This window comes from Vibrio sp. 10N.222.55.A1 (assembly GCF_041473835.1).
Taxonomy (GTDB): Bacteria; Pseudomonadota; Gammaproteobacteria; order Enterobacterales; family Vibrionaceae; genus Vibrio; species Vibrio crassostreae_C.
The window spans coordinates 16765-36766 of record NZ_JBFRSX010000034.1 but is presented as its reverse complement, the minus strand read 5'-3'; the positions used below and the strand labels follow the sequence as shown (position 1 = coordinate 36766).

Below are 20002 nucleotides of genomic sequence, written 5' to 3'. Positions count from 1 at the left end.
CCTACACCATTAGTCTTTTATTAAGCTAGCTCACCAGGAACAAGAGGTACAAATCTCACCATCTCGATAACACTCGATAAAAACTCATCGCCGTGTCGAACGATCTTCAATAGTTGCTGTTCGTCATCACCGACAGGAATCAGTAAACGACCGCCATCTTTCAGCTGTTGCAGAAGCGCTTGAGGAATCGACTCTGCAGCGGCGGTGACAATAATCGCATCAAAAGGGGCTTTTGAAGACCAACCTTGCCAACCATCACCGTGCTTAGTTGAGATATTGTAGAAATCGAGTTGCTTCAACCTACGCTTGGCATCCCATTGTAGCGACTTTATTCTTTCAACCGAATACACATGATCAACAAGTTGAGCCAATACCGCAGTTTGGTAACCAGAACCCGTTCCGATCTCCAAGACACGGCTATCTTGTTGTAATTCAAGTAGCTCTGTCATTTTAGCAACAATGTATGGCTGTGAGATTGTCTGACCCTGACCGATAGGCAGCGCATTATTATCATAGGCTTGGTGATACATCGCCTGTGATAAAAAGCTCTCTCTCGGCAGTTGGTAAATCGCATCAAGAACCTTTTGATCCTGAATACCATTTTCAATCAGGAAAGTAATTAAACGCTCAGCTTGCGGATTACTCACTTACTTCTCCCCTAACCATGTTGCCATCGCACCCAACGACTCATGCGCCGTCAGATCAACCTGCAACGGTGTTACCGACACAAAGCCATGCTCAATCGCGTAAAAATCGGTACCTTCACCGGCATCTTGCTCTTGACCCGGAGGGCCAAGCCAATAGATATCGTGACCACGCGGGTCTTTTTGCTTGATCATATCTTCAGCGTGATGACGAGCACCTAAGCGCGTCACCTGAGTACCAGACAATTGTTCTAAGGCTAAATCAGGAACGTTTACGTTCAACAAGCGGTTGGTCGGGATTGGGTTTGCTAAATGTTGTTCGACAATACGACGAGCAATCGCTGCCGCTGTCTTAAAATGTTTTTTTCCCACCAGAGAAAACGCTACCGATTGAACGCCTAGAAAATGCCCTTCCATTGCTGCAGCCACCGTGCCGGAATAAAGCACGTCATCACCCAGGTTAGCACCGTGATTAATGCCCGTTAATACCAGATCAGGCATGTCATTCTTTAGCAGTTCGTTTAACGCAAAATGCACACAGTCGGTCGGTGTTCCTTGTACCGAATAGGTATTTTCAGTAATCTCTTGAACACGCAGAGGCTGTTCTAAAGTTAATGAATTTGACGCACCCGAGCGATTACGGTCAGGGGCAACAATGATAACGTCAGCAAGATCACGTAGCTCATTTGCCAGCTCATGAATACCTTGAGCGTGCACACCATCATCATTGCTGAGTAAAATCTTCATCTTGTATCCTTTCTTTTGTTCCCATGCTAAGCCAAGTCACTTAAATTCCAATATCAAGTGACTCAGCTCCAAGCAGAATCGTTATTGCTCGTAGGTTCTCTCTACGTGTACTTCTTCAACCAATTCGCGAACGATCGCTGTTGCGAAACAACCCGCATCAAGAGAGAACTTAAGCGTGACATTATCTTCGTTCACTTCCCAAGTTAAGTCTGTTGGTTTCAGTGACGCTTCACGGCGATCATGACGCATACGGTTACCACGAATCAGAGCCATTAGATCCGGTTCAGCATCAAGGTGTTTCTGTTCTAGAGCTTGAGACTCATCAATCGTTGGTAAGGCATTATCGCCAGCCAAAGCAACAGTTATCAAAGCAGAACCGTTCGCAATGTCTTGGTTTACAGCTTCAATGTTGTCTGCTGTTACTGCCAGTTGAGCACCGTCTTTCACCACGATATCGCCAACCAATGCTGATACAAACGCATCTTGCTCAATACGGTCTGAAAGGATCAGGTTGTAAATCCACGAACGAGCAGCAGAAAGGTACAAGCTGCGCTTATTCTGGTTACGAGTACGAACGTTATCGCGGCCCCAACGACGAGCTTCAGATAGGTTGTTACCTTCATTGCCAAAACGCTGAGCACCAAAGTAATTTGGCACACCGACTTGAGCGACTTTTTCCAAACGTTTTACGACATCATCACAGTCTGTTACTTCAGACAAAGTCAGCTCGAATTGGTTGCCAACTAAATCACCCGGACGTAACTTTTTGTTGTGTCGTGCTGTCGCCAAGATCTCAATGCTTGGGTACTGTGCTAAGAACCCTGAAAAGTCAGGCTCACCTTTCGGTAGGTGAACGCTCAACCACTGCTCTGTCACAGCGTGGCGGTCTTTCAAACCCGCCCAGCTCACGTCTTTCGACTTAACACCGCAAGCTTTAGCCAGCTCATTGGCTACGAAGCTCGTGTTTTCACCAGTTTTACGAATACGAACCATTAGGTGCTCGCCTTCACCAGCAAACTCAAAACCCAAGTCTTCATTAACGACAAAGTGTTCGGCTTTTGCTTTTAGTTTTGCTTTCGCAGTTGGTTTACCGTTTAGATAAGCCAATGAAGATAAAATATCTGACATGCTGTTCTTTTCGTGTTGGTGCTTACGCACTTTTAGTAATTAGGACCACCGCTTCACATGCGATGCCCTCTTTGCGACCTGTAAAACCTAAACGCTCAGTGGTCGTCGCTTTTACATTCACATTGCTAATGCTGGTTTCTAGGTCTTGAGCAATAGCTTGGCACATAGAGTCTATATGAGGCGCCATCTTTGGAGCTTGCGCCATGATAGTAATATCGGCATTACCAATCACGTAACCTTGTTCTTTTACTCGACGGTAAACATCTTTCAGTAGCTCACGGCTATCCGCACCTTTCCATTCGTCATCGGTATCAGGGAAATGACGACCAATATCACCCGCAGCAATCGCACCCAATAGAGCGTCACACAACGCATGAAGGGCAACATCACCGTCTGAGTGTGCAATAAGACCTTGTTCATAAGGGACGCTCACGCCACCAATAATTACCGGGCCTTCACCACCAAACTTATGTACATCAAAGCCATGGCCAATACGAATCATCATTATTCCTTATTCTGACTTAAATAGAACTCAGCGAGCGCTAAATCTTCTGGCTGAGTAATCTTAAAATTATCTGAACGCCCAGCGATTAATGCGGGCGATAAACCTTTCCACTCAAAGGCTGAGGCTTCATCAGTAATTGAAGCGCCTTGTTGCAACGCCTCACTTAATGCCTTCCACAGAGGCTTTGCTCTGAACATTTGCGGCGTAAGTGCATGCCATAAATCGGCACGCTCAACGGTATGCTCGATCTGCCCTTGGGCACCGCGCTTCATCGTGTCACGAACTGGAGCCGCTAAAATAGCGCCCACATCATGGCTCATCGCGCCGGAAATTAGCTTGTCGATATCACTTAGCTGAACACACGGCCTTGCCGCATCGTGAACCATTACCCAATCACTAAGCTGCTGCTCAGCGATATAGTTTAGCGCAGAGAGTACAGAGTCCGCTCGCTCGCTTCCGCCTGACACTCTGATCACTTGCGGGTTCAGGTTGAGTGCTAGATCAGGGTAGTATGGGTCATCATCGCTGATCGCAACGACAATTTGAGCGACTTGTGGGTGAGACAGTAATTTCTCAATGGTGTGCTCTAAAATTGTTTTGTCGTGAATCTTGAGATATTGCTTAGGGCGGTCTGCCTTCATTCGGCTACCGACGCCCGCCGCAGGTACAACGGCAATCACGCTTTGAAGTTGAGTCGACATTAATGGGATTCCTCACCAATGATGCGATAAAACGTTTCACCTTCTTTGACCATTCCAAGTTCATGACGTGCGCGTTCTTCTATCGCGTCTAAGCCTTGGCGTAGATCGTCAATTTCAGCAAACATTTCTGCATTTCGAATATGCAGCTTTTCATTTACTTGCTGTTGAACTTGGATTTCGTTGTTCACACCGTAGTAATCAGAGATACCATTTTTACCGAGCCACAGTGTGTGTTGTAGCCAGCCAAACACTATGAGCAGTACTAAAGCAAAAATTCGCATAACACCTTTCGCCGGTTGAAAAAGAAGGAACTAGAATAAGGCACATATATACCATAATGAGCTTATTGGTGCGAGATATGTGGTGTCAGGGAATCAATAAGTCGGGGAGTCATTGTCAGGAAAACAATGAGATTCCCTACTCCTTCCTTCGTCAGTCTAGGGAATGACGAACTTTATATGTGACAAGGAGGAGCTTTAGAGCCTAGAGCTTCTTTCATTCAGTTTTCTACAGACAAAAAAATGCCCCGCATAAGCGAGGCATTCAAAAGTATTAGTGCATAATTCTAACTAGTTGGTGCTGTAGCAAGGCAACAAAGAAGATTCAGCTATGGAGCATAGTTTCCTATGTGACTTAGTGAATCTTCTGCAGTTAACGCAGCTACAGTGCCAAATAGGACGAATTATTGACCTTTAACTTCTTTAAGACCGTTGTAAGGAGCTTTAGAACCTAGAGCTTCTTCGATACGGATAAGTTGGTTGTACTTAGCAACACGGTCAGAACGGCTCATAGAACCAGTTTTGATTTGACCTGCAGCTGTACCTACCGCTAGATCAGCGATAGTTGCATCTTCAGTTTCGCCAGAACGGTGAGAGATTACTGCAGTGTAGCCAGCGTCTTTAGCCATCTTGATAGCAGCTAGAGTCTCTGTTAGAGAACCGATTTGGTTGAACTTGATAAGGATAGAGTTAGCTACGCCTTTCTCGATACCTTCAGCAAGAATCTTAGTGTTTGTAACGAACAGATCGTCACCAACGATTTGAAGCTTGTCGCCTAGAAGTTCAGTTTGGTGCTTGAAGCCATCCCAATCTGACTCGTCAAGACCGTCTTCGATAGAAACGATTGGGAAGTTGTTCGCTAGCTCAGCTAGGTAGTGGTTGAACTCTTCAGAAGTGAAAGTTTTACCTTCGCCCTTCATGTTGTAGATACCAGCTTCTTTGTCGAAGAACTCAGATGCTGCACAGTCCATAGCAAGAGTAACGTCTTTACCTAGTTCGTAACCAGCAGCTGCAACAGCTTCTGCGATAACTTCTAGAGCTTCAGCGTTAGACTTAAGGTTAGGAGCGAAACCACCTTCATCACCAACTGCAGTGCTGTAGCCTTTAGACTTAAGAACTTTAGCTAGGTTGTGGAATACTTCAGCGCCGATACGTAGACCTTCTTTAAGAGTTTTAGCGCCAACTGGTTGGATCATGAACTCTTGGATGTCAACGTTGTTATCTGCGTGCTCACCACCGTTGATGATGTTCATCATTGGTAGAGGCATAGAGAACTGACCAGCAGTACCGTTTAGCTCAGCGATGTGCTCGTATAGAGGCATGCCTTTCGCAGCAGCAGCAGCTTTTGCGTTAGCTAGAGATACAGCTAGGATAGCGTTCGCGCCGAACTTAGACTTGTTATCAGTACCGTCTAGGTCAAGCATGATTTGGTCAACGTCAGCTTGTGCTTTAGCGTCAGTACCAACTAGAGCTTCAGCGATTGGGCCGTTTACAGCTTCAATAGCTTTAAGAACACCTTTACCTAGGAAACGTGATTTGTCGCCGTCACGTAGCTCAAGAGCTTCGCGAGAACCAGTAGATGCGCCAGATGGAGCAGCAGCCATACCTACGAAACCGCCTTCTAGGTGTACTTCAGCTTCTACAGTTGGGTTACCACGTGAATCGATGATTTCACGACCTAGAACTTTAACGATCTTAGACATTGAATGTTTCCTTCTCGTTGAATATATAAATGTCAAATTTAAAGGTAGCAGCACAACTTACGCAGCTACCTGTATTCCTTTTTACTTCTCTAACTCGCCGCGCTGGAACTCACCAGCCGCTTTAACGAAACCTGCAAACAATGGGTGACCATCGCGAGGTGTTGAAGTGAACTCTGGGTGGAATTGAGCAGCAACGAACCATGGGTGGTTCGGGTTCTCAATAACTTCAACCAGTTTCTTGTCCGCAGATAGACCCGATACTTTTAGGCCCGCTTTTTCGATTTGTGGACGAAGATTGTTGTTCACTTCGTAACGGTGACGGTGACGTTCATGGATCGTCGCGCTACCGTATAATTCGTAAGCTTTCGTCCCTTTCGCTAGGTGACAAAGCTGTGAACCAAGACGCATTGTGCCGCCAAGGTCAGATGTTTCTGTACGCTCTTCAACTTTACCTTCGCCATCAGTCCACTCAGTGATAAGACCAACAACTGGGTACTTAGTTTCAGTACAGAATTCAGAAGAGTGTGCCCCTTCCATTTTCGCAACGTTACGAGCGTACTCGATAAGTGCTACTTGCATACCTAGACAGATACCTAAGTACGGTACTTTGTTTTCACGAGCGTATTGAGCAGCAAGAATCTTACCTTCAACACCACGGTCACCAAAGCCACCAGGAACTAGGATTGCATCTAGGCCTTCTAAAACTTCTACGCCACGAGACTCAACGTCTTGTGAATCTACATATTTAATATTAACGCTTAGGCGATTTTTCAAGCCCGCGTGTTTTAGCGCTTCATTTACTGATTTGTATGCGTCTGGTAGTTCAATGTACTTACCAACCATACCAATCGTCACTTCACCCGTTGGGTTAGCTTCTTCGTAAATTACTTGTTCCCATTCAGACAGGTCTGCTTCTGGAGCTGTGATGCCGAAACGCTTACATACAAGTTCATCAGTACCTTGAGCTTTAATAAGCTGAGGGATCTTGTAGATAGAGTCAACATCGCGCATAGAAATAACTGCATTTTCTTGCACATTACAGAACAGAGCAATTTTCTTACGCTCGTTCGAAGGAATGTTGCGGTCTGAACGACAAACTAGGATGTCTGGCTGAATACCAATAGACAGTAGCTCTTTTACAGAGTGTTGCGTTGGCTTAGTTTTCACTTCGCCCGCAGCTGCTAGGTATGGCACTAGAGTAAGGTGCATGAACATTGCGCGTTCACGGCCTAGTTCTACTGCTAGCTGACGAATCGCTTCCATGAATGGTAGAGATTCGATATCACCAACCGTACCACCAACTTCAACGATCGCAATATCGTGGCCAGCTGCGCCAGAAATTACACGCTCTTTGATAGAGTTAGTGATGTGTGGGATAACCTGAATAGTTGCACCTAGGTAATCACCGCGACGCTCTTTAGCGAGTACGTCTGAGTAAACACGACCTGCAGTGAAGTTGTTACGCTTAGTCATCTTGGTGCGAATGAATCGCTCATAGTGACCAAGGTCAAGGTCTGTTTCAGCGCCATCTTCCGTAACGAACACTTCACCGTGCTGAGTCGGGCTCATAGTGCCTGGATCAACGTTGATGTAAGGGTCAAGCTTCATCATAGTCACTTTAAGACCACGAGCTTCTAAAATAGCCGCAAGAGATGCTGCAGCAATACCTTTACCTAGAGAGGATACAACCCCGCCAGTAACAAAAATGTAATTTGTCGTCATGTTTAACCTGAAATTGGTTGAATGAGGGAAATGGACTACTTCTGGACGGGATGAAAATATACCAGAAGCCCCTTATCGCCACAACGTGAAATCTATCACACTGCTATTTTTTATTTTTTGCTTCAAATCAATTCATGATAAAAGCTTTGGTTATCTTTTCTCCGCCACTTTGACTTCACCCCACATGGAATCAAGCTGTTGTAGTGAAAAATCGGTCAAATTTTTACCTTGCTGACGAACTTTTTGTTCCACCCCTTTAAAGCGACGCGAAAACTTGAGATTGGCTTTATTGAGTGCCGATTCTGGGTTTTTACCTAAATGTCGTACCAAGTTAACGGTCGCGAACAGTAAATCCCCCAGCTCTTCTTCAACCAATTCTTCGTTTGGCGTCACTTGAAGTGCTTCTTCTAGCACCTCGTCCACTTCCTCTAATACCTTATTGGCGACTGGGCCAATTGAGTCCCAATCAAAGCCATATTTCGCGACCTGCTTTTGAATTTTTGTAGCACGCGAAAGTGCAGGTAGAGAGTTTGGTATTGAGTCTAGAATACTTTCTTGAGTTTTGCCTGCTTGTGCTTTTTCTTTGGCTTTTTCCGCTTCCCAATTGGCATTGATTTCTTCATCACTGGCAAACTCAGTATCAGAGAACACATGCGGGTGACGGCGTGTTAGCTTTTCGTTAATGCCATCAACCACATCAGAGAACTCAAACAACCCCTGTTCTTTCGCTAACTGGCTATAGAAGATCACCTGAAACAACAAGTCACCCAACTCTTCTTGTAGGTTCGGCCAATCTTTGTTGTGAATCGCATCCACCACTTCGTACGTCTCTTCGATAGTATGCGGGACAATTGTTTCAAAATTTTGTTTTAAATCCCAAGGACAGCCACCTTCTGGATCGCGCAGCTTAGTCATAATTTGTTCTAGTTGTTCAATCGGGTGGCTCATGGTGCTTTCCTATTATTCTGTTTGATTGTTTTAATCTAATTCTTTTCTTAAAACTAAAAAGGTGAGCAGCCAAAACCACTCACCTTTCTATTTTTCGTCATCTCCAAGAGTGAAGTATGAGCGAGTTGGGGATCTCAAACCGCTTGGCGAGATTCCCTATCACGTTCGTCCCTCACTGTAGGGAATGACATAAATGACACAAAAGGATCATCCAAGTCTCTTAACGCTCATTACATCTTTGATCTGTTCTACTCGACTTGTCACTCGGCTCAGAATCTCAATATTGGTCACTTCCAAATCGAAATCCATTACCGATAGCTGACGCTTGTAGTCGATGCGGCTCTTCATTGTCGTCACACTGATCTTCTCGTTCGAGAACAGTGAGGTGATGTCTTTCAACAAGCCATTACGTTCTAGCGCTTCAACACGCAGCGTTAGGATGTATGAGCCGACAAAGCCATTACCCCAAACGGTATCAATGATACGTTCTGGCGCATGCACGCTTAGCTCGCCTAGCTGTTCACAGTCAGCGCGGTGCACTGAGATACCACGACCTTGAGTGATGTAACCTTTAATCACATCACCTGGGATTGGCTGACAGCAACGCGCTAGGTGCGTCATTAGGTTATCAACGCCCTCAACCACTACCGCATCTTTCTTCGGACGACTCTGTTGTGCCGGCTTGTTTTCCGACTCAAGCAGTTTCTCTAGCGCTTTCTTGTCTTCTTCTTCCGCCGTTGGCTTATTCACTAGCGCATTGATGTGATTAACCACTTGGTTAATACGCAAGTCGCCACTACCAATACCTGCATAGAGTTCGTCTGGCGTATTCACGTTAAAGCGTTTTAGTGCGTATTGATCAGCATCTTTTAGGGTTGCGCCTACTTTCGCTAGCTCAACTTCCAGGATATCACGACCCGCTTCTAGGTTTTTCTCACGGCTTTGTGCGCGGAACCAAGCGTTGATTTTCGCTCGAGCTCGACCAGAATGAACAAAACCTGTGGTTGGATTTAACCAGTCACGAGATGGGTTCGGCTCTTTCTGCGTGATGATCTCAACTTGATCGCCCATCGATAGTTTATGAGTGAACGGTACGATACGCCCCGCTACTTTGGCACCGATACAGCGGTGTCCGACCATCGAGTGGATGTGGTAGGCGAAATCCAACGGGGTTGCGCCCATTGGTAAGTCGACCACGTCACCACGTGGAGTAAATGCGTATACACGGTCATCGAAGACTTGGCTACGTACCTCATCCAGCATCTCGCCAGAGTCCGACATCTCTTCTTGCCAGTCGATAAGTTTACGCAACCAAGTGATTTTCTCATCGTAGCCACTACGGCCGCTTGAAGCTCCTTCTTTGTACTTCCAGTGCGCCGCCACACCAAGCTCAGAGTCTTCGTGCATTTGCTTAGTACGGATCTGAATCTCAATGGTCTTGCCTTCAGGGCCAAGTACTACGGTATGAATCGACTGGTAACCATTTGGCTTAGGGTTCGCCACATAATCATCAAATTCGCTCGGGAGGTGCTTGTATTTAGTGTGTACCACCCCAAGGCCGGCGTAACAGTCTTGCAGCTGGTCAGCGATAATACGTACTGCTCGTACGTCAAAAAGCTCATCGAAGGCTAAGCCTTTCTTCTGCATTTTGCGCCAGATACTGTAGATGTGTTTTGGTCGGCCACTCACTTCAGCATTGATGTTTGAACGCTGCATTTCTGCGGTTAAATCATCAACGAAATCTGTGATGTATTGTTCACGAACGATACGACGCTCAGACAGCTGTTTTGCAATCTGCTTGTAGGTATCTGGTTGTTGGTAGCGGAATGCGTAATCTTCGATTTCCCACTTAAGTTGGCCGATACCTAAACGGTTTGCCAGTGGGGCATAGATGTTAGAACACTCTTTTGCGGCCGCGCGACGCACAGCATCAGGCGCTTTTTTTACCTCGATAAGGTTACAGATTCGTTCAGCGAGTTTGATGACTACGCAGCGGAAATCATCGACCATAGCCAGTAGCATGCGTCGAACGTTATCAACTTGACCCGAGGCAGCACTGCCTTCAAGGGTCACGTTTAACTGGCCTAAGGCCGCCATTTCTTCAACGCCATCGATCAACTTTACGGTTTCTTTACCGTAGCTTTCTTCAAACGCTTCGCGCTCAAAAACGCCGCTTGAGACGACGGGGAAAAGTTGTGCAGCAATTAAAGTGGCACGGTCCATGGACAAGGTGACCAAGATTTCGATCATCTCACGGCCACGCCAAAGCAAGAGCGATGCTTGCTCGTGATCTTTTAAAAGTTCTTCACAGTGACGATAAACTTTAATCAGTTTATTCGAGGTTTTTGCGTCTTGATTCAATGACGCAATCCAACTTTCTAGCTCAAACTGTTCGCTTGGGTTTAAATGTGCGCTTCGTACCGCAACCATCATGCCTTCCTAGTTATTATGTTTTATACCCAATTCAATATGACTAACTGGTTCCAAGTTAGTTCGACCATATTGATATCAGCGCAGGCTTCCCTGCGCCTTTGTGATTCATTTGAAGCCTTGTTTAAGGGCCTCTAAGCCTTGATAAAGAGAGCCATCGATTCTAGATGACTGGTGTGTGGGAACATGTCCAACATACCCAGTTTGGCTAATTGATAGCCTTGTTTTTCTAAGCTCTCAGAATCTCTAGCTAGAGTAGCAGGATTACACGAAACATAAACCACACGCTTCGCTCCTAACGCTGAAATTTGATCAACGATCCCACTCGCTCCCGCACGTGCCGGGTCAAGCAATACTTTATCGAATTTCTCTTTTGCCCAAGGCTGTGAAGATAAGTCTTCTTCAAGGTTAGCTTGGTAAAATTCCGTATTGCTTAACTGGTTTAACGCTGCATTAGATGCGGCTTGCTGAACCATTTCATCAACGCCTTCTACACCAACCACAAACGCCGATTGTTGCGCGATAGGCAGACTAAAGTTACCGAGACCACAAAACAGGTCTAGCACTCGCTCATCCGCTTGAGGTTCTAGCCACTCAATCGCTTGAGCCACCATCTGCTGATTCACTTTCTGGTTTACTTGGATAAAGTGGTTTGGCTCAAACGGTAACGTCACGCCAGTTTCGCTGTAGCTAGGCGCATCACCAACCAGACGGGCCAACTTATCGGTTTCAGGCATCGAGTACAGCGTAGCGCCTTCTTCTTTTGCTAACGCAATCAGCGCTTGCTCATCTTTTTCAACTAAAGGCTTAAGGTGACGTAGAACCATAACAGGGCCAGTATCGCCCAACACCAATTCAACGTGTCCTAAAGACGTAAGGCTGTTGAAAGTGTTCAGTAAATTTTTCAGTTTTGGCAGCAACACATTAAGGCGAGGATCAAGCACGGCACAGTCGGTGATGTTTTCAATCTGCTTACTCTGCTTCTTACGGAAACCGAATTGAAGCTGTTGTGTCTTCTTATCAACAAATAGGCTGATACGTGCGCGACGTCGATAACCGGTTTCATCACCGACAATAGGTTGTGCAACTTCAGTGTTCGCCGTTTGGTATTGGCTCATCAGGTGCGTCAGAGATTGCGATTTATGCTCAACCTGAGAAGAGTAACCTAGGTGTTGAAGGTGACAGCCACCACACTGATTAAAGTGCTTACAAAACGGCTTTAAACGCTGCTCGCTCGGCTTCAATAACTTGATGAGTTTAGCTCGCGAAAACTTACTTTTGCTCTCAGTAAGTTGAATAACCACCTGCTCACCGGGCAATGCGCCATCAATGAAAACCGGTTTATTCTTTTGATAAGCGATGCCAGCGCCATTGTGATCCATTCGTTCAACCAAAACCGATTGATGCTTGGTCTCGAGTTGAGTTTTCTTTTTTGGTTGGAAAAAACGTGCCATTGCTTGTGCCTAATGTATCTTTTAATAAGTAATTGGTATCCAGGACTCACTATTATGTCTTGGAATCATTGTCGAACGTCACGGCTTTGATTAAGCTTACCGTTCACTTAACCGCCATTGTGTGCGTTATTTTCCCATATCCAGACCTCGATGTAATTAAAGAACATGACCAGATATGGCTTAAGAGCCCGTGTAATTACCTTAACTCTAGCTCCAACCCTGATTATTGGGTTGCTATTGAGTGCATTTTTCTCATTTAACCGCTATCAAGACCTTGAAGGTCAAGTGGTTAACACTGGTACTAGCATCATTGAGCCACTTGCGATTACGAGTGAATCAGGCATGAAGCTCGAAAGTCGAGAGTCTGTTCGTCAGCTTATTAGCTATGCGCATCGAAAGAATTCTAAGCTAGTGCGCAGTATCGCGGTGTTTGATGAGCGTCATGAGTTGTTTGTAACCTCAAACTTCCACCCCGATTTTGAAAGCCTGACCTACCCCAAAGATAAACCGATCCCGCATTTAAGCTCATCGAACCTTCTCGATAATACGCTGATTCTGCGGACACCTATCATCGCCGAAGGCCAGTACATCAATTCAGCCAACGGTCAGTCTCAAGCTAATCAAGCGATCGGCTACATTGCGATTGAATTAGATCTTTCATCACTTCGATTGCAGCAATATCAAGAAGTGTTCTCTGCATTCTTAGTGTTGATTCTCGGGCTTGGTTTATCGGGCGTGTTTGCGTTCCGCTTAATGCACGATGTCACTCAACCGATCACACACATGAAAAACATGGTCGACCGAATTCGTCGAGGTCACCTAGATGTGCGTATCGAAGGTAAGATGCATGGTGAGCTAGACTCGCTGAAAAACGGTATCAATGCGATGGCGGTATCGCTATCAGAGTATCACGTCGAGATGCAGCACAGTATCGACCAGGCCACATCAGATTTGCGTGAAACTCTTGAACAGCTAGAGATTCAAAACGTTGAGTTAGACATCGCGAAGAAACGCGCTCAAGAAGCGGCTCGTGTTAAGTCTGAGTTCTTAGCGAATATGTCTCACGAATTGAGAACGCCGCTGAACGGTGTGATTGGCTTTACTCGTCAAATGCTCAAGACTCACCTATCGAACAGTCAAACCGATTACCTGCAAACCATTGAACGCTCGGCAAACAACCTGCTTAGCATCATCAACGATATCTTGGACTTCTCGAAACTTGAAGCCGGTAAATTAGCCCTAGAGAACATCCCATTTGAATTCCAAGCCAGCCTTGAAGAGGTAGTAAACCTTCAAGCAACCAACGCTCATGAGAAAGGCCTAGAACTGACACTGAAGATCGACCCTAAAGTACCGCCAGGTGTGGTGGGCGATCCACTGCGTATTCAGCAGATCCTAACCAACCTTGTTGGTAACTCAATCAAGTTTACCGAACGCGGCAACATTGATATCAGCGTTGAGCTTCGCTCACAAAGTGAAGACAACATCGAGCTGCAATTCATGGTTCGCGATACGGGTATTGGTATTTCTGAGCGTCAACAAGCTCAGCTTTTCCAAGCTTTCAGCCAAGCCGATGCAAGTATCTCTCGTCGTTACGGCGGTACAGGCTTAGGTCTGGTTATCACCCAAAAACTGGTCAGCCAAATGGGCGGAGAGATCAGCCTAACCAGTCGTCTTCACCAAGGCTCTACCTTCTGGTTCACCTTGAGACTATCAACGACTGATATGCCGATGACAGAGCTGATTGAGACGCAGTGTCTGCAAGACAAACAACTGCTGCTTATCGAGCCAAACATGCAAGCGGCATCGATTACTCAGCAAATCCTAACCCAAGAAGGCTTAGTGGTAACGTATCGTTCGGTGATGCCAGATGAGACGACCTCGTATGACTACGTTCTGCTTAACCTAGCCGCCAACCAAGAGTATCAATTTGATACTGTGAGTGGTTGGGCGATCGGTGCGAAGAAGATTGCTCAAAACGTGATTATTGGTACACCAAGTACCGAGCTAGCGTTGGGTGAGCAACTAATGAAAGAGGTCGATGTTCAGTGCATCACCAAGCCTCTTTCTCGTAAGAAGTTGCTGCAAACTCTGGTATCGAATCAGGCACCTACCTTGATTGCACCAGCGATTGAAACGCATTCTGAAGAGAAGTTACCGCTTACTGTGATGGCAGTAGACGACAACCCAGCCAACCTTAAGTTGATTACCGCGCTGCTTAAAGAGCGTGTAGAAACCGTCATCAGTTGTACCAGTGGTCAGCAGGCGATAGACAAAGCGACAGAGACGCCATTTGATATCATCTTCATGGATATTCAAATGCCACAGATGGACGGTGTAACCGCTTGTCAGAACATCAAAAAACTGGCGAACAATGCGAATACACCTGTAATTGCCGTGACCGCACATGCAATGATTGGCGAACGAGATCGACTGCTTGAAGCGGGCATGGATGACTACCTAACCAAACCTATTGAAGAGCATGTTTTACAGCAGGTTCTGATTCATTGGAGCTCGACCTCTGAGGTTGAGCTCATCGAAAAAATAGATCCAGACCACCCAGCGGTCTCTGCTGAAGTCGACAACGGTCCGGTGTCAGAAACTGAAGCCAGCGTGCACACAAACATCATCATTGATTGGCAAGCTGCGATGAAACAAGCCGCCAATAAAGAAGACCTCGCACGCGATATGCTGCAAATGCTCGTCGACTTTATTCCAGAGGTGTATGAGGCAGCAGACAAAGCGATAGAAGACAGTGACTATCCAGTTGAAGAGCTGATACACATCATTCACAAGATGCATGGCAGCAGCTCGTACAGCGGCGTACCAAGGCTAAAATCGGTATGTGCGACAATAGAGAAAGAGCTGCGTTCAGGTACTTCTGTTGAAGACATTGAACCTGAGCTTTTCGAGCTTCAGGATGAATTAGATAAGGTTCAAGCAACCGCGATTCACTACTTGAAACAGGCGAAGGCCTAGCGGGTACTTGTTACTCACTAGTATTCTTTAGAGGGTTTACCCGCCAATAAAAAAGCAGAGCTCATGAGCTCTGCTTTTTTCTGTCTAGAGCCAAGAGCACTAGATATAAAGTCGCGATAATCTGTTTACGATTCGAGTAACACCGTTGCCACAGCGTAGTGACGCTCATCCGAGATAGTCAGATGAATCGATGTTGTGCCATTCGCCTCTGCGATTTCACGCGCTTTCTTGTGTAAGCTCAATACTGGCTTACCATGCTCATCGTTTGAAATCTCAAAGTCGTGGAAGGTAACACCCAGCGCAATCCCCGTACCTAACGCCTTAGATGCAGCTTCTTTAGCAGCAAAACGTTTTGCAAGGTAACGGCCTTTTTGCTTCAACTGTTGGAATACTTCAAACTCAGAATCCGTCAAAATACGCTGAGCAAAAGCGTCGCCACTTCGCGACAGCGCCTTCTCGACACGTTCGATTTCTGCGATATCTGTACCTAATCCAACAACTGCCATGTTTCCTCTACTACTTAACTTCTGTCTAATGATTAACTGTACATCGCTTAGTGCCGACGACTTGCCGAACTAAGCGTTGTTACGTGCTGTTTCCATGATTGCTTTCATGTCTGCAACGGCTTTGTTTAAGCCATCAAACACTGCACGTCCCATGATCGAGTGACCGATGTTCAGCTCGTAGATCTCTGGAAGTGCCGCAATCGGTGCTACGTTGTGGTAAGTCAGACCATGACCCGCATTGACTGTGATACCTAAGTCATCTGCATAGCTTGCGCCTGCTGCGATCTTCTTAAGCTCGTCTTGTTGATCTTCTTCTGTCTTAGCATCAGCATAGTGACCCGTGTGCAGTTCAATGAACGGTGCGCCACACGCTTTTGCAGCATCGATTTGCTCACGGTCAGCATCGATAAACAGAGATACCTTGATACCTGCTGCAGACAGTTTTTGTGTCGCCGCTTTGATCTTCTCTAGTTGACCAACTACGTCCAAGCCACCTTCAGTGGTTAGCTCTTCACGTTTTTCAGGAACCAGACAAACAAACTCAGGATTAGTATCGAGTGCAATTTGAACCATCTCGTCCGTTACGGCCATCTCCAAGTTCATGCGAGTTTGAAGTGTTTCAGCCAGAATACGCACATCGCGATCAACGATGTGACGACGGTCTTCACGCAGGTGAATAGTAATGCCATCTGCACCAGCACGTTCAGCGATTTCAGCTGCGTGTACTGGATCTGGGTATTTAGTACCACGTGCATTACGTAGTGTTGCAATATGGTCGATATTAACGCCTAAAAGGATTGAGCTCATTTTCCAATACTCCGTGCTCTGGAGAGGGCTATTGTTGGCATAAATAGCTCTCTACTTTTTAATGGTTTGCCGCCAAGATACGGCTTTAAGGCTATGCGTGTAAAGCGTTTTGCCGCTTTTAACTGCTCTTTAGTGATAAACCTACGTTCGCTGATTGCAATAAGTTCATCGCCCATAAAAGTCAGGTTATCTCGACGTACTGAAGCGATGAAACCTTTCTGCTCTCGATAGCGATAAGTCATGCTCGGATCAATCGCTTCGCCAGTGCCCGCGCAGTGTAAAAAGTCGACGCCGTAACCCATAGCAGATAATAGAGCCAGCTCAAAGCGACGCAGTGCTGGCTCAGGATTATCATTATGCGCCAGCTCTGTTAAAGCATGAAGATAGTCGTGAAAAAGTGCAGGCATCGGTACTTCCGCCATCAATACCCGACCGATAAGCTCGTTCACGTACATGCCTGAATACAGATTAATACCGGCGAGAGGGAGCCCCAAGCTGATGGGTTCAGCTTGGCGTAAGGTTTTCATCGAACCATTACCAGACCACTTAAGCAATAGCGGCGTAAAAGGTTGTAATGCACCTTTCAAATTGGAACGCTTGCTGCGAGCGCCTTTAGACATCAACGTCACCCGACCGAACTCTTCGCTGAAGACGTCCAAGATCAGGCTCGACTCACTGTATGGTCGACGGTGCAACACAAAGCATCGCTGTAACCCTTCGCTCAATCACTTACCCTTATTACAGATACAAAAAGAGAGAGTTCGCACTCTCTCTTGGATTTATCTTCAGTTCAACTTTCTTAATCTCAGAAAGTGACGTTCAATATATTATAGATCGTCGATGTAGCCTAACGAGCGAAGTGCACGCTCATCATCAGCCCAGCCAGATTTAACCTTGACCCAAGTCTCTAGGTAAACCTTACGGCCGAATAGCTCTTCCATATCGATACGTGCTTCACGACCAATCGTTTTGATCTTCTCGCCCGCTTTACCAATCACCATTTTCTTCTGGCCTGTACGCTCAACAAGAATCAGTGCATTGATGTGGAAGCCATCGTTATCTGGGTTGTAATCGAAACGTTCGATTTCAACCGTTACCGAGTAAGGTAGCTCGTCACCCGTAAAGCGCATCAGCTTTTCACGGATAATTTCAGAGGCCATAAAACGTTGCGAGCGATCAGTCACGTATTCTTCAGGGAAGTGGTGTGTCGCTTTAGGTAAATGTTCACGTACGTGCTTACGCAGTACATCAATATTTTTACCTTGCTTCGCTGAGATTGGCACTACATCAATGAAGTCCATCTTCTTAGAGACTTCCATCATGTGCTGCATCACGTTAGTACGGTCTTGAACGTTATCTACTTTGTTGATGCAAAGTACAACTGGGAAGTCAGTCTTCTTCAGTTTGTTCAGAACCATCTCATCGTCGTCAGTCCAGTGAGTACCATCGACAAGGAAGAATACTAGGTTTACATCACTCAATGAGCTGTTCGCCGCACGGTTCATCAAGCGGTTGATGGCACGCTTTTCTTCAATATGAAGTCCAGGAGTATCAACAAAGATCGCTTGGTAATCACCCTCAGTTTCAACGCCCATAATACGGTGACGTGTCGTCTGTGGTTTACGTGATGTAATAGAAATCTTCTGACCCAGAATATGGTTCAGAAGCGTCGACTTACCTACATTTGGGCGACCGACAATAGCGATGAAGCCACAGTGTTGGTTTTCCGGTAGGCCTGTTTTTTTGCTATCAGATGAAAAGAATGCATCGATATCGAAATCTTGGTTGTTATCAGACATTGCTTAGTTGCTCTAATGCTGTTTCAGCAGCCGCTTGTTCTGCCTTGCGGCGGCTAGTGCCTTTACCGATAACAGGTTTATCCACACCTGCCACTTCACACTCAACCGTAAACTCTTGATTGTGTGCTTCACCTTTAATATTAGTCACTGTGTAGACAGGTAGAGGATTTCTTCGACCTTGCAAAAACTCTTGTAGGCGAGTTTTCGGATCTTTTTGAGATACTCCAGGCTGAATAGCATCTAGGCGAGATTGGTACCAGCTTAAAATAATGCCGCGAACCGTCTCGGTATCACTATCTAAATAGACAGCGCCGATGACCGCTTCAACCGCATCCGCTAGAATAGAATCACGACGGAAACCGCCACTCTTCAACTCACCTGGACCTAATTTTAAGTAATCTCCTAGTTCGAATTCACGACCTAGTTCTGCCAATGTATGACCACGTACTAATGTTGCGCGCATGCGGCTCATATCACCTTCGTTTACCTTAGGAAAACGGTGGTAAAGATCATCAGCGATAACAAAACTTAAAATTGAATCGCCCAGAAACTCAAGACGTTCGTTATGTTTACCTGCGGCGCTGCGGTGAGTCAGCGCCAAGTGGATAAGATCGGCATCATTAAACTGATAGCCAATCTTTCTCTCTAGTTTATCAATTGGAGAATTCATGCTCTCTCGATGTGTTATGTGATCGATTAATGAATCCCACCGATGCGATTAAAACGCACACCAGTAGGAATCCATGTTGGAAGTACACTGTCTGAACCGCGTTCGAATTCGAAGCTGATCCAAATAGCAACGGCCTTACCAACAAGGTTTGCTTCAGGGACAAAGCCCCAGTAACGGCTATCGGCACTGTTGTCACGGTTATCACCCATCACAAAGTACTGGCCTTCTGGAACGACCCATTCGTTAACACCATTGCGAGGCTGATATGCTTGCACACGATCGCGGCGCAATGGGTTAACTAAAATCTGGTGTTCTACGTCTCCAAGCTGTTCGTTCAGCTGAATCAGAGGCACACCATCTTGAATAAATTGGCTCTCTTCAACATTACTTAGTTTCACTGGTTCACAGCTACTTGTACCCTTCGCCTGAATGCAGATCTCTTTACGACTGCTGTAGCGAATGGTGTCACCTGGCATACCAACAACACGCTTGATGTAGTCGATGTTAGGCTGAGGTGGGTACTTAAATACGATTGAATCACCACGCTCTGGCTTGCCCGTTTCTACCAGTTGAGTGCGCCATACTGGGTCTTTTAGACCGTACGCGTACTTCTCTACCAAGATGAAATCACCAACCAAAAGGGTTGGCATCATCGAGCCAGAAGGGATTTGAAACGGTTCATAGATGAATGAACGCAAGATCAAAACAAATGCAATTACCGGGAAAATGGACACACTGTTCTCAACCCACCAAGGTTGAGCCGTAACTTTTGCGCTGGTTTCAGCGTCTAGGCCATTCGATTGTGCTTCAACGTCAGCAAGCTTTTGCTGGCGCTTCTTCGCCCACACAAACTTTTCCAACGCCCATACAATGCCGGTCACTAGAGTTACGATCACTAAGATAAGCGAAAATGTATTAGCCATTGATATCCCTTAAATTTCATTTCTTTAAAAATAACGAAAGTGAAAGAGTATAACCCTT

At 46.0% G+C, this 20002-nt stretch carries 18 protein-coding genes; 1 reads left to right on the top strand and 17 read right to left on the bottom strand.

Annotated elements, in window-relative coordinates:
* Positions 1-20 precede the first annotated feature (20 nt).
* The 11 genes from AB4493_RS10755 to rlmD form a co-directional block, all read right to left on the bottom strand.
* The gene (locus AB4493_RS10755; RefSeq protein WP_017059029.1) at positions 21-647 is read right to left on the bottom strand and encodes a protein-L-isoaspartate(D-aspartate) O-methyltransferase; all 627 of its coding nucleotides are present in this window, start codon (positions 645-647) and stop codon (positions 21-23) included.
* Entirely contained in the window at positions 648-1391 is a 744-nt protein-coding gene (gene surE, locus AB4493_RS10750) for a 5'/3'-nucleotidase SurE (RefSeq protein ID WP_372154965.1), read from the bottom strand.
* Between the two features lie 81 nt (positions 1392-1472).
* The gene (gene truD / locus AB4493_RS10745) at positions 1473-2519 is read right to left on the bottom strand and encodes a tRNA pseudouridine(13) synthase TruD (RefSeq protein ID WP_372128440.1); all 1047 of its coding nucleotides are present in this window, start codon (positions 2517-2519) and stop codon (positions 1473-1475) included.
* 22 nt (positions 2520-2541) lie between these two features.
* Positions 2542-3021 carry a 2-C-methyl-D-erythritol 2,4-cyclodiphosphate synthase gene (ispF, locus tag AB4493_RS10740; protein ID WP_017067356.1) on the bottom strand — a complete coding sequence of 160 codons (480 nt, stop codon included), beginning with the start codon at positions 3019-3021 and terminating at the stop codon, positions 2542-2544.
* A gap of 2 nt (positions 3022-3023) precedes the next feature.
* A complete protein-coding gene (gene ispD / locus AB4493_RS10735) occupies positions 3024-3725 on the bottom strand; it encodes a 2-C-methyl-D-erythritol 4-phosphate cytidylyltransferase (protein ID WP_372128439.1) in 702 nt (233 codons plus the stop codon).
* Positions 3725-4006 (bottom strand): cell division protein FtsB, encoded by a 282-nt coding sequence (gene ftsB / locus AB4493_RS10730; RefSeq protein ID WP_010435786.1) that lies wholly within the window; start codon positions 4004-4006, stop codon positions 3725-3727. The genes ispD and ftsB overlap by 1 nt, the downstream gene beginning before the upstream one ends.
* Before the next feature lie 401 nt (positions 4007-4407).
* Positions 4408-5706, bottom strand: coding sequence for a phosphopyruvate hydratase (gene eno / locus AB4493_RS10725; RefSeq protein WP_017059033.1), 1299 nt, complete (start codon positions 5704-5706; stop codon positions 4408-4410).
* Between the two features lie 81 nt (positions 5707-5787).
* Positions 5788-7428: a CTP synthase gene (locus AB4493_RS10720; protein ID WP_017063214.1), complete on the bottom strand. Its 1641-nt coding sequence runs from the start codon at positions 7426-7428 to the stop codon at positions 5788-5790.
* Between the two features lie 150 nt (positions 7429-7578).
* Positions 7579-8376, bottom strand: a complete 798-nt coding sequence (mazG, locus tag AB4493_RS10715; protein ID WP_017063213.1) for a nucleoside triphosphate pyrophosphohydrolase — start codon at positions 8374-8376, stop codon at positions 7579-7581.
* A 207-nt stretch (positions 8377-8583) separates the two neighbouring features.
* Positions 8584-10806, bottom strand: coding sequence for a GTP diphosphokinase (gene relA / locus AB4493_RS10710; protein ID WP_017059036.1), 2223 nt, complete (start codon positions 10804-10806; stop codon positions 8584-8586).
* 134 nt (positions 10807-10940) lie between these two features.
* Positions 10941-12260, bottom strand: a complete 1320-nt coding sequence (gene rlmD, locus AB4493_RS10705) for a 23S rRNA (uracil(1939)-C(5))-methyltransferase RlmD (protein ID WP_136978438.1) — start codon at positions 12258-12260, stop codon at positions 10941-10943.
* Positions 12261-12425: 165 nt separating this feature from the next.
* Between rlmD and barA the strand changes: the two genes are divergently transcribed.
* Positions 12426-15239 carry a two-component sensor histidine kinase BarA gene (gene barA / locus AB4493_RS10700; protein WP_017059038.1) on the top strand — a complete coding sequence of 938 codons (2814 nt, stop codon included), beginning with the start codon at positions 12426-12428 and terminating at the stop codon, positions 15237-15239.
* A 125-nt stretch (positions 15240-15364) separates the two neighbouring features.
* On the opposite strand, the gene acpS is transcribed toward barA, so the two are convergent.
* The 6 genes from acpS to lepB form a co-directional block, all read right to left on the bottom strand.
* Positions 15365-15745, bottom strand: coding sequence for a holo-ACP synthase (gene acpS, locus AB4493_RS10695; protein ID WP_017059039.1), 381 nt, complete (start codon positions 15743-15745; stop codon positions 15365-15367).
* 69 nt (positions 15746-15814) lie between these two features.
* Positions 15815-16552: a pyridoxine 5'-phosphate synthase gene (pdxJ, locus tag AB4493_RS10690; protein WP_017059040.1), complete on the bottom strand. Its 738-nt coding sequence runs from the start codon at positions 16550-16552 to the stop codon at positions 15815-15817.
* Positions 16549-17277 (bottom strand): DNA repair protein RecO, encoded by a 729-nt coding sequence (gene recO / locus AB4493_RS10685; RefSeq protein ID WP_019826299.1) that lies wholly within the window; start codon positions 17275-17277, stop codon positions 16549-16551. Before recO ends, pdxJ begins: the two co-directional genes overlap by 4 nt.
* A gap of 102 nt (positions 17278-17379) precedes the next feature.
* On the bottom strand, positions 17380-18351 hold the full coding sequence (gene era, locus AB4493_RS10680) for a GTPase Era (protein ID WP_017059042.1): 972 nt from the start codon (positions 18349-18351) through the stop codon (positions 17380-17382).
* The gene (gene rnc, locus AB4493_RS10675) at positions 18344-19021 is read right to left on the bottom strand and encodes a ribonuclease III (protein ID WP_017066012.1); all 678 of its coding nucleotides are present in this window, start codon (positions 19019-19021) and stop codon (positions 18344-18346) included. The genes era and rnc overlap by 8 nt, the downstream gene beginning before the upstream one ends.
* Positions 19022-19047: 26 nt before the next feature.
* The gene (lepB, locus tag AB4493_RS10670) at positions 19048-19944 is read right to left on the bottom strand and encodes a signal peptidase I (protein WP_017066013.1); all 897 of its coding nucleotides are present in this window, start codon (positions 19942-19944) and stop codon (positions 19048-19050) included.
* Positions 19945-20002: the final 58 nt, after the last annotated feature.

What these genes read in the sequence shown, in the direction of transcription:
- surE (WP_372154965.1), bottom strand. Translation starts at nt 1,391, where the DNA reads ATGAAGATTTTACTCAGCAATGATGATGGTGTGCACGCTCAAGGTATT.
- truD (WP_372128440.1), bottom strand. Translation starts at nt 2,519, where the DNA reads ATGTCAGATATTTTATCTTCATTGGCTTATCTAAACGGTAAACCAACT.
- ispF (WP_017067356.1), bottom strand. Translation starts at nt 3,021, where the DNA reads ATGATTCGTATTGGCCATGGCTTTGATGTACATAAGTTTGGTGGTGAA.
- ispD (WP_372128439.1), bottom strand. Translation starts at nt 3,725, where the DNA reads ATGTCGACTCAACTTCAAAGCGTGATTGCCGTTGTACCTGCGGCGGGC.
- ftsB (WP_010435786.1), bottom strand. Translation starts at nt 4,006, where the DNA reads ATGCGAATTTTTGCTTTAGTACTGCTCATAGTGTTTGGCTGGCTACAA.
- eno (WP_017059033.1), bottom strand. Translation starts at nt 5,706, where the DNA reads ATGTCTAAGATCGTTAAAGTTCTAGGTCGTGAAATCATCGATTCACGT.
- AB4493_RS10720 (WP_017063214.1), bottom strand. Translation starts at nt 7,428, where the DNA reads ATGACGACAAATTACATTTTTGTTACTGGCGGGGTTGTATCCTCTCTA.
- mazG (WP_017063213.1), bottom strand. Translation starts at nt 8,376, where the DNA reads ATGAGCCACCCGATTGAACAACTAGAACAAATTATGACTAAGCTGCGC.
- relA (WP_017059036.1), bottom strand. Translation starts at nt 10,806, where the DNA reads ATGGTTGCGGTACGAAGCGCACATTTAAACCCAAGCGAACAGTTTGAG.
- rlmD (WP_136978438.1), bottom strand. Translation starts at nt 12,260, where the DNA reads ATGGCACGTTTTTTCCAACCAAAAAAGAAAACTCAACTCGAGACCAAG.
- barA (WP_017059038.1), top strand. Translation starts at nt 12,426, where the DNA reads ATGACCAGATATGGCTTAAGAGCCCGTGTAATTACCTTAACTCTAGCT.
- acpS (WP_017059039.1), bottom strand. Translation starts at nt 15,745, where the DNA reads ATGGCAGTTGTTGGATTAGGTACAGATATCGCAGAAATCGAACGTGTC.
- pdxJ (WP_017059040.1), bottom strand. Translation starts at nt 16,552, where the DNA reads ATGAGCTCAATCCTTTTAGGCGTTAATATCGACCATATTGCAACACTA.
- era (WP_017059042.1), bottom strand. Translation starts at nt 18,351, where the DNA reads ATGTCTGATAACAACCAAGATTTCGATATCGATGCATTCTTTTCATCT.
- rnc (WP_017066012.1), bottom strand. Translation starts at nt 19,021, where the DNA reads ATGAATTCTCCAATTGATAAACTAGAGAGAAAGATTGGCTATCAGTTT.
- lepB (WP_017066013.1), bottom strand. Translation starts at nt 19,944, where the DNA reads ATGGCTAATACATTTTCGCTTATCTTAGTGATCGTAACTCTAGTGACC.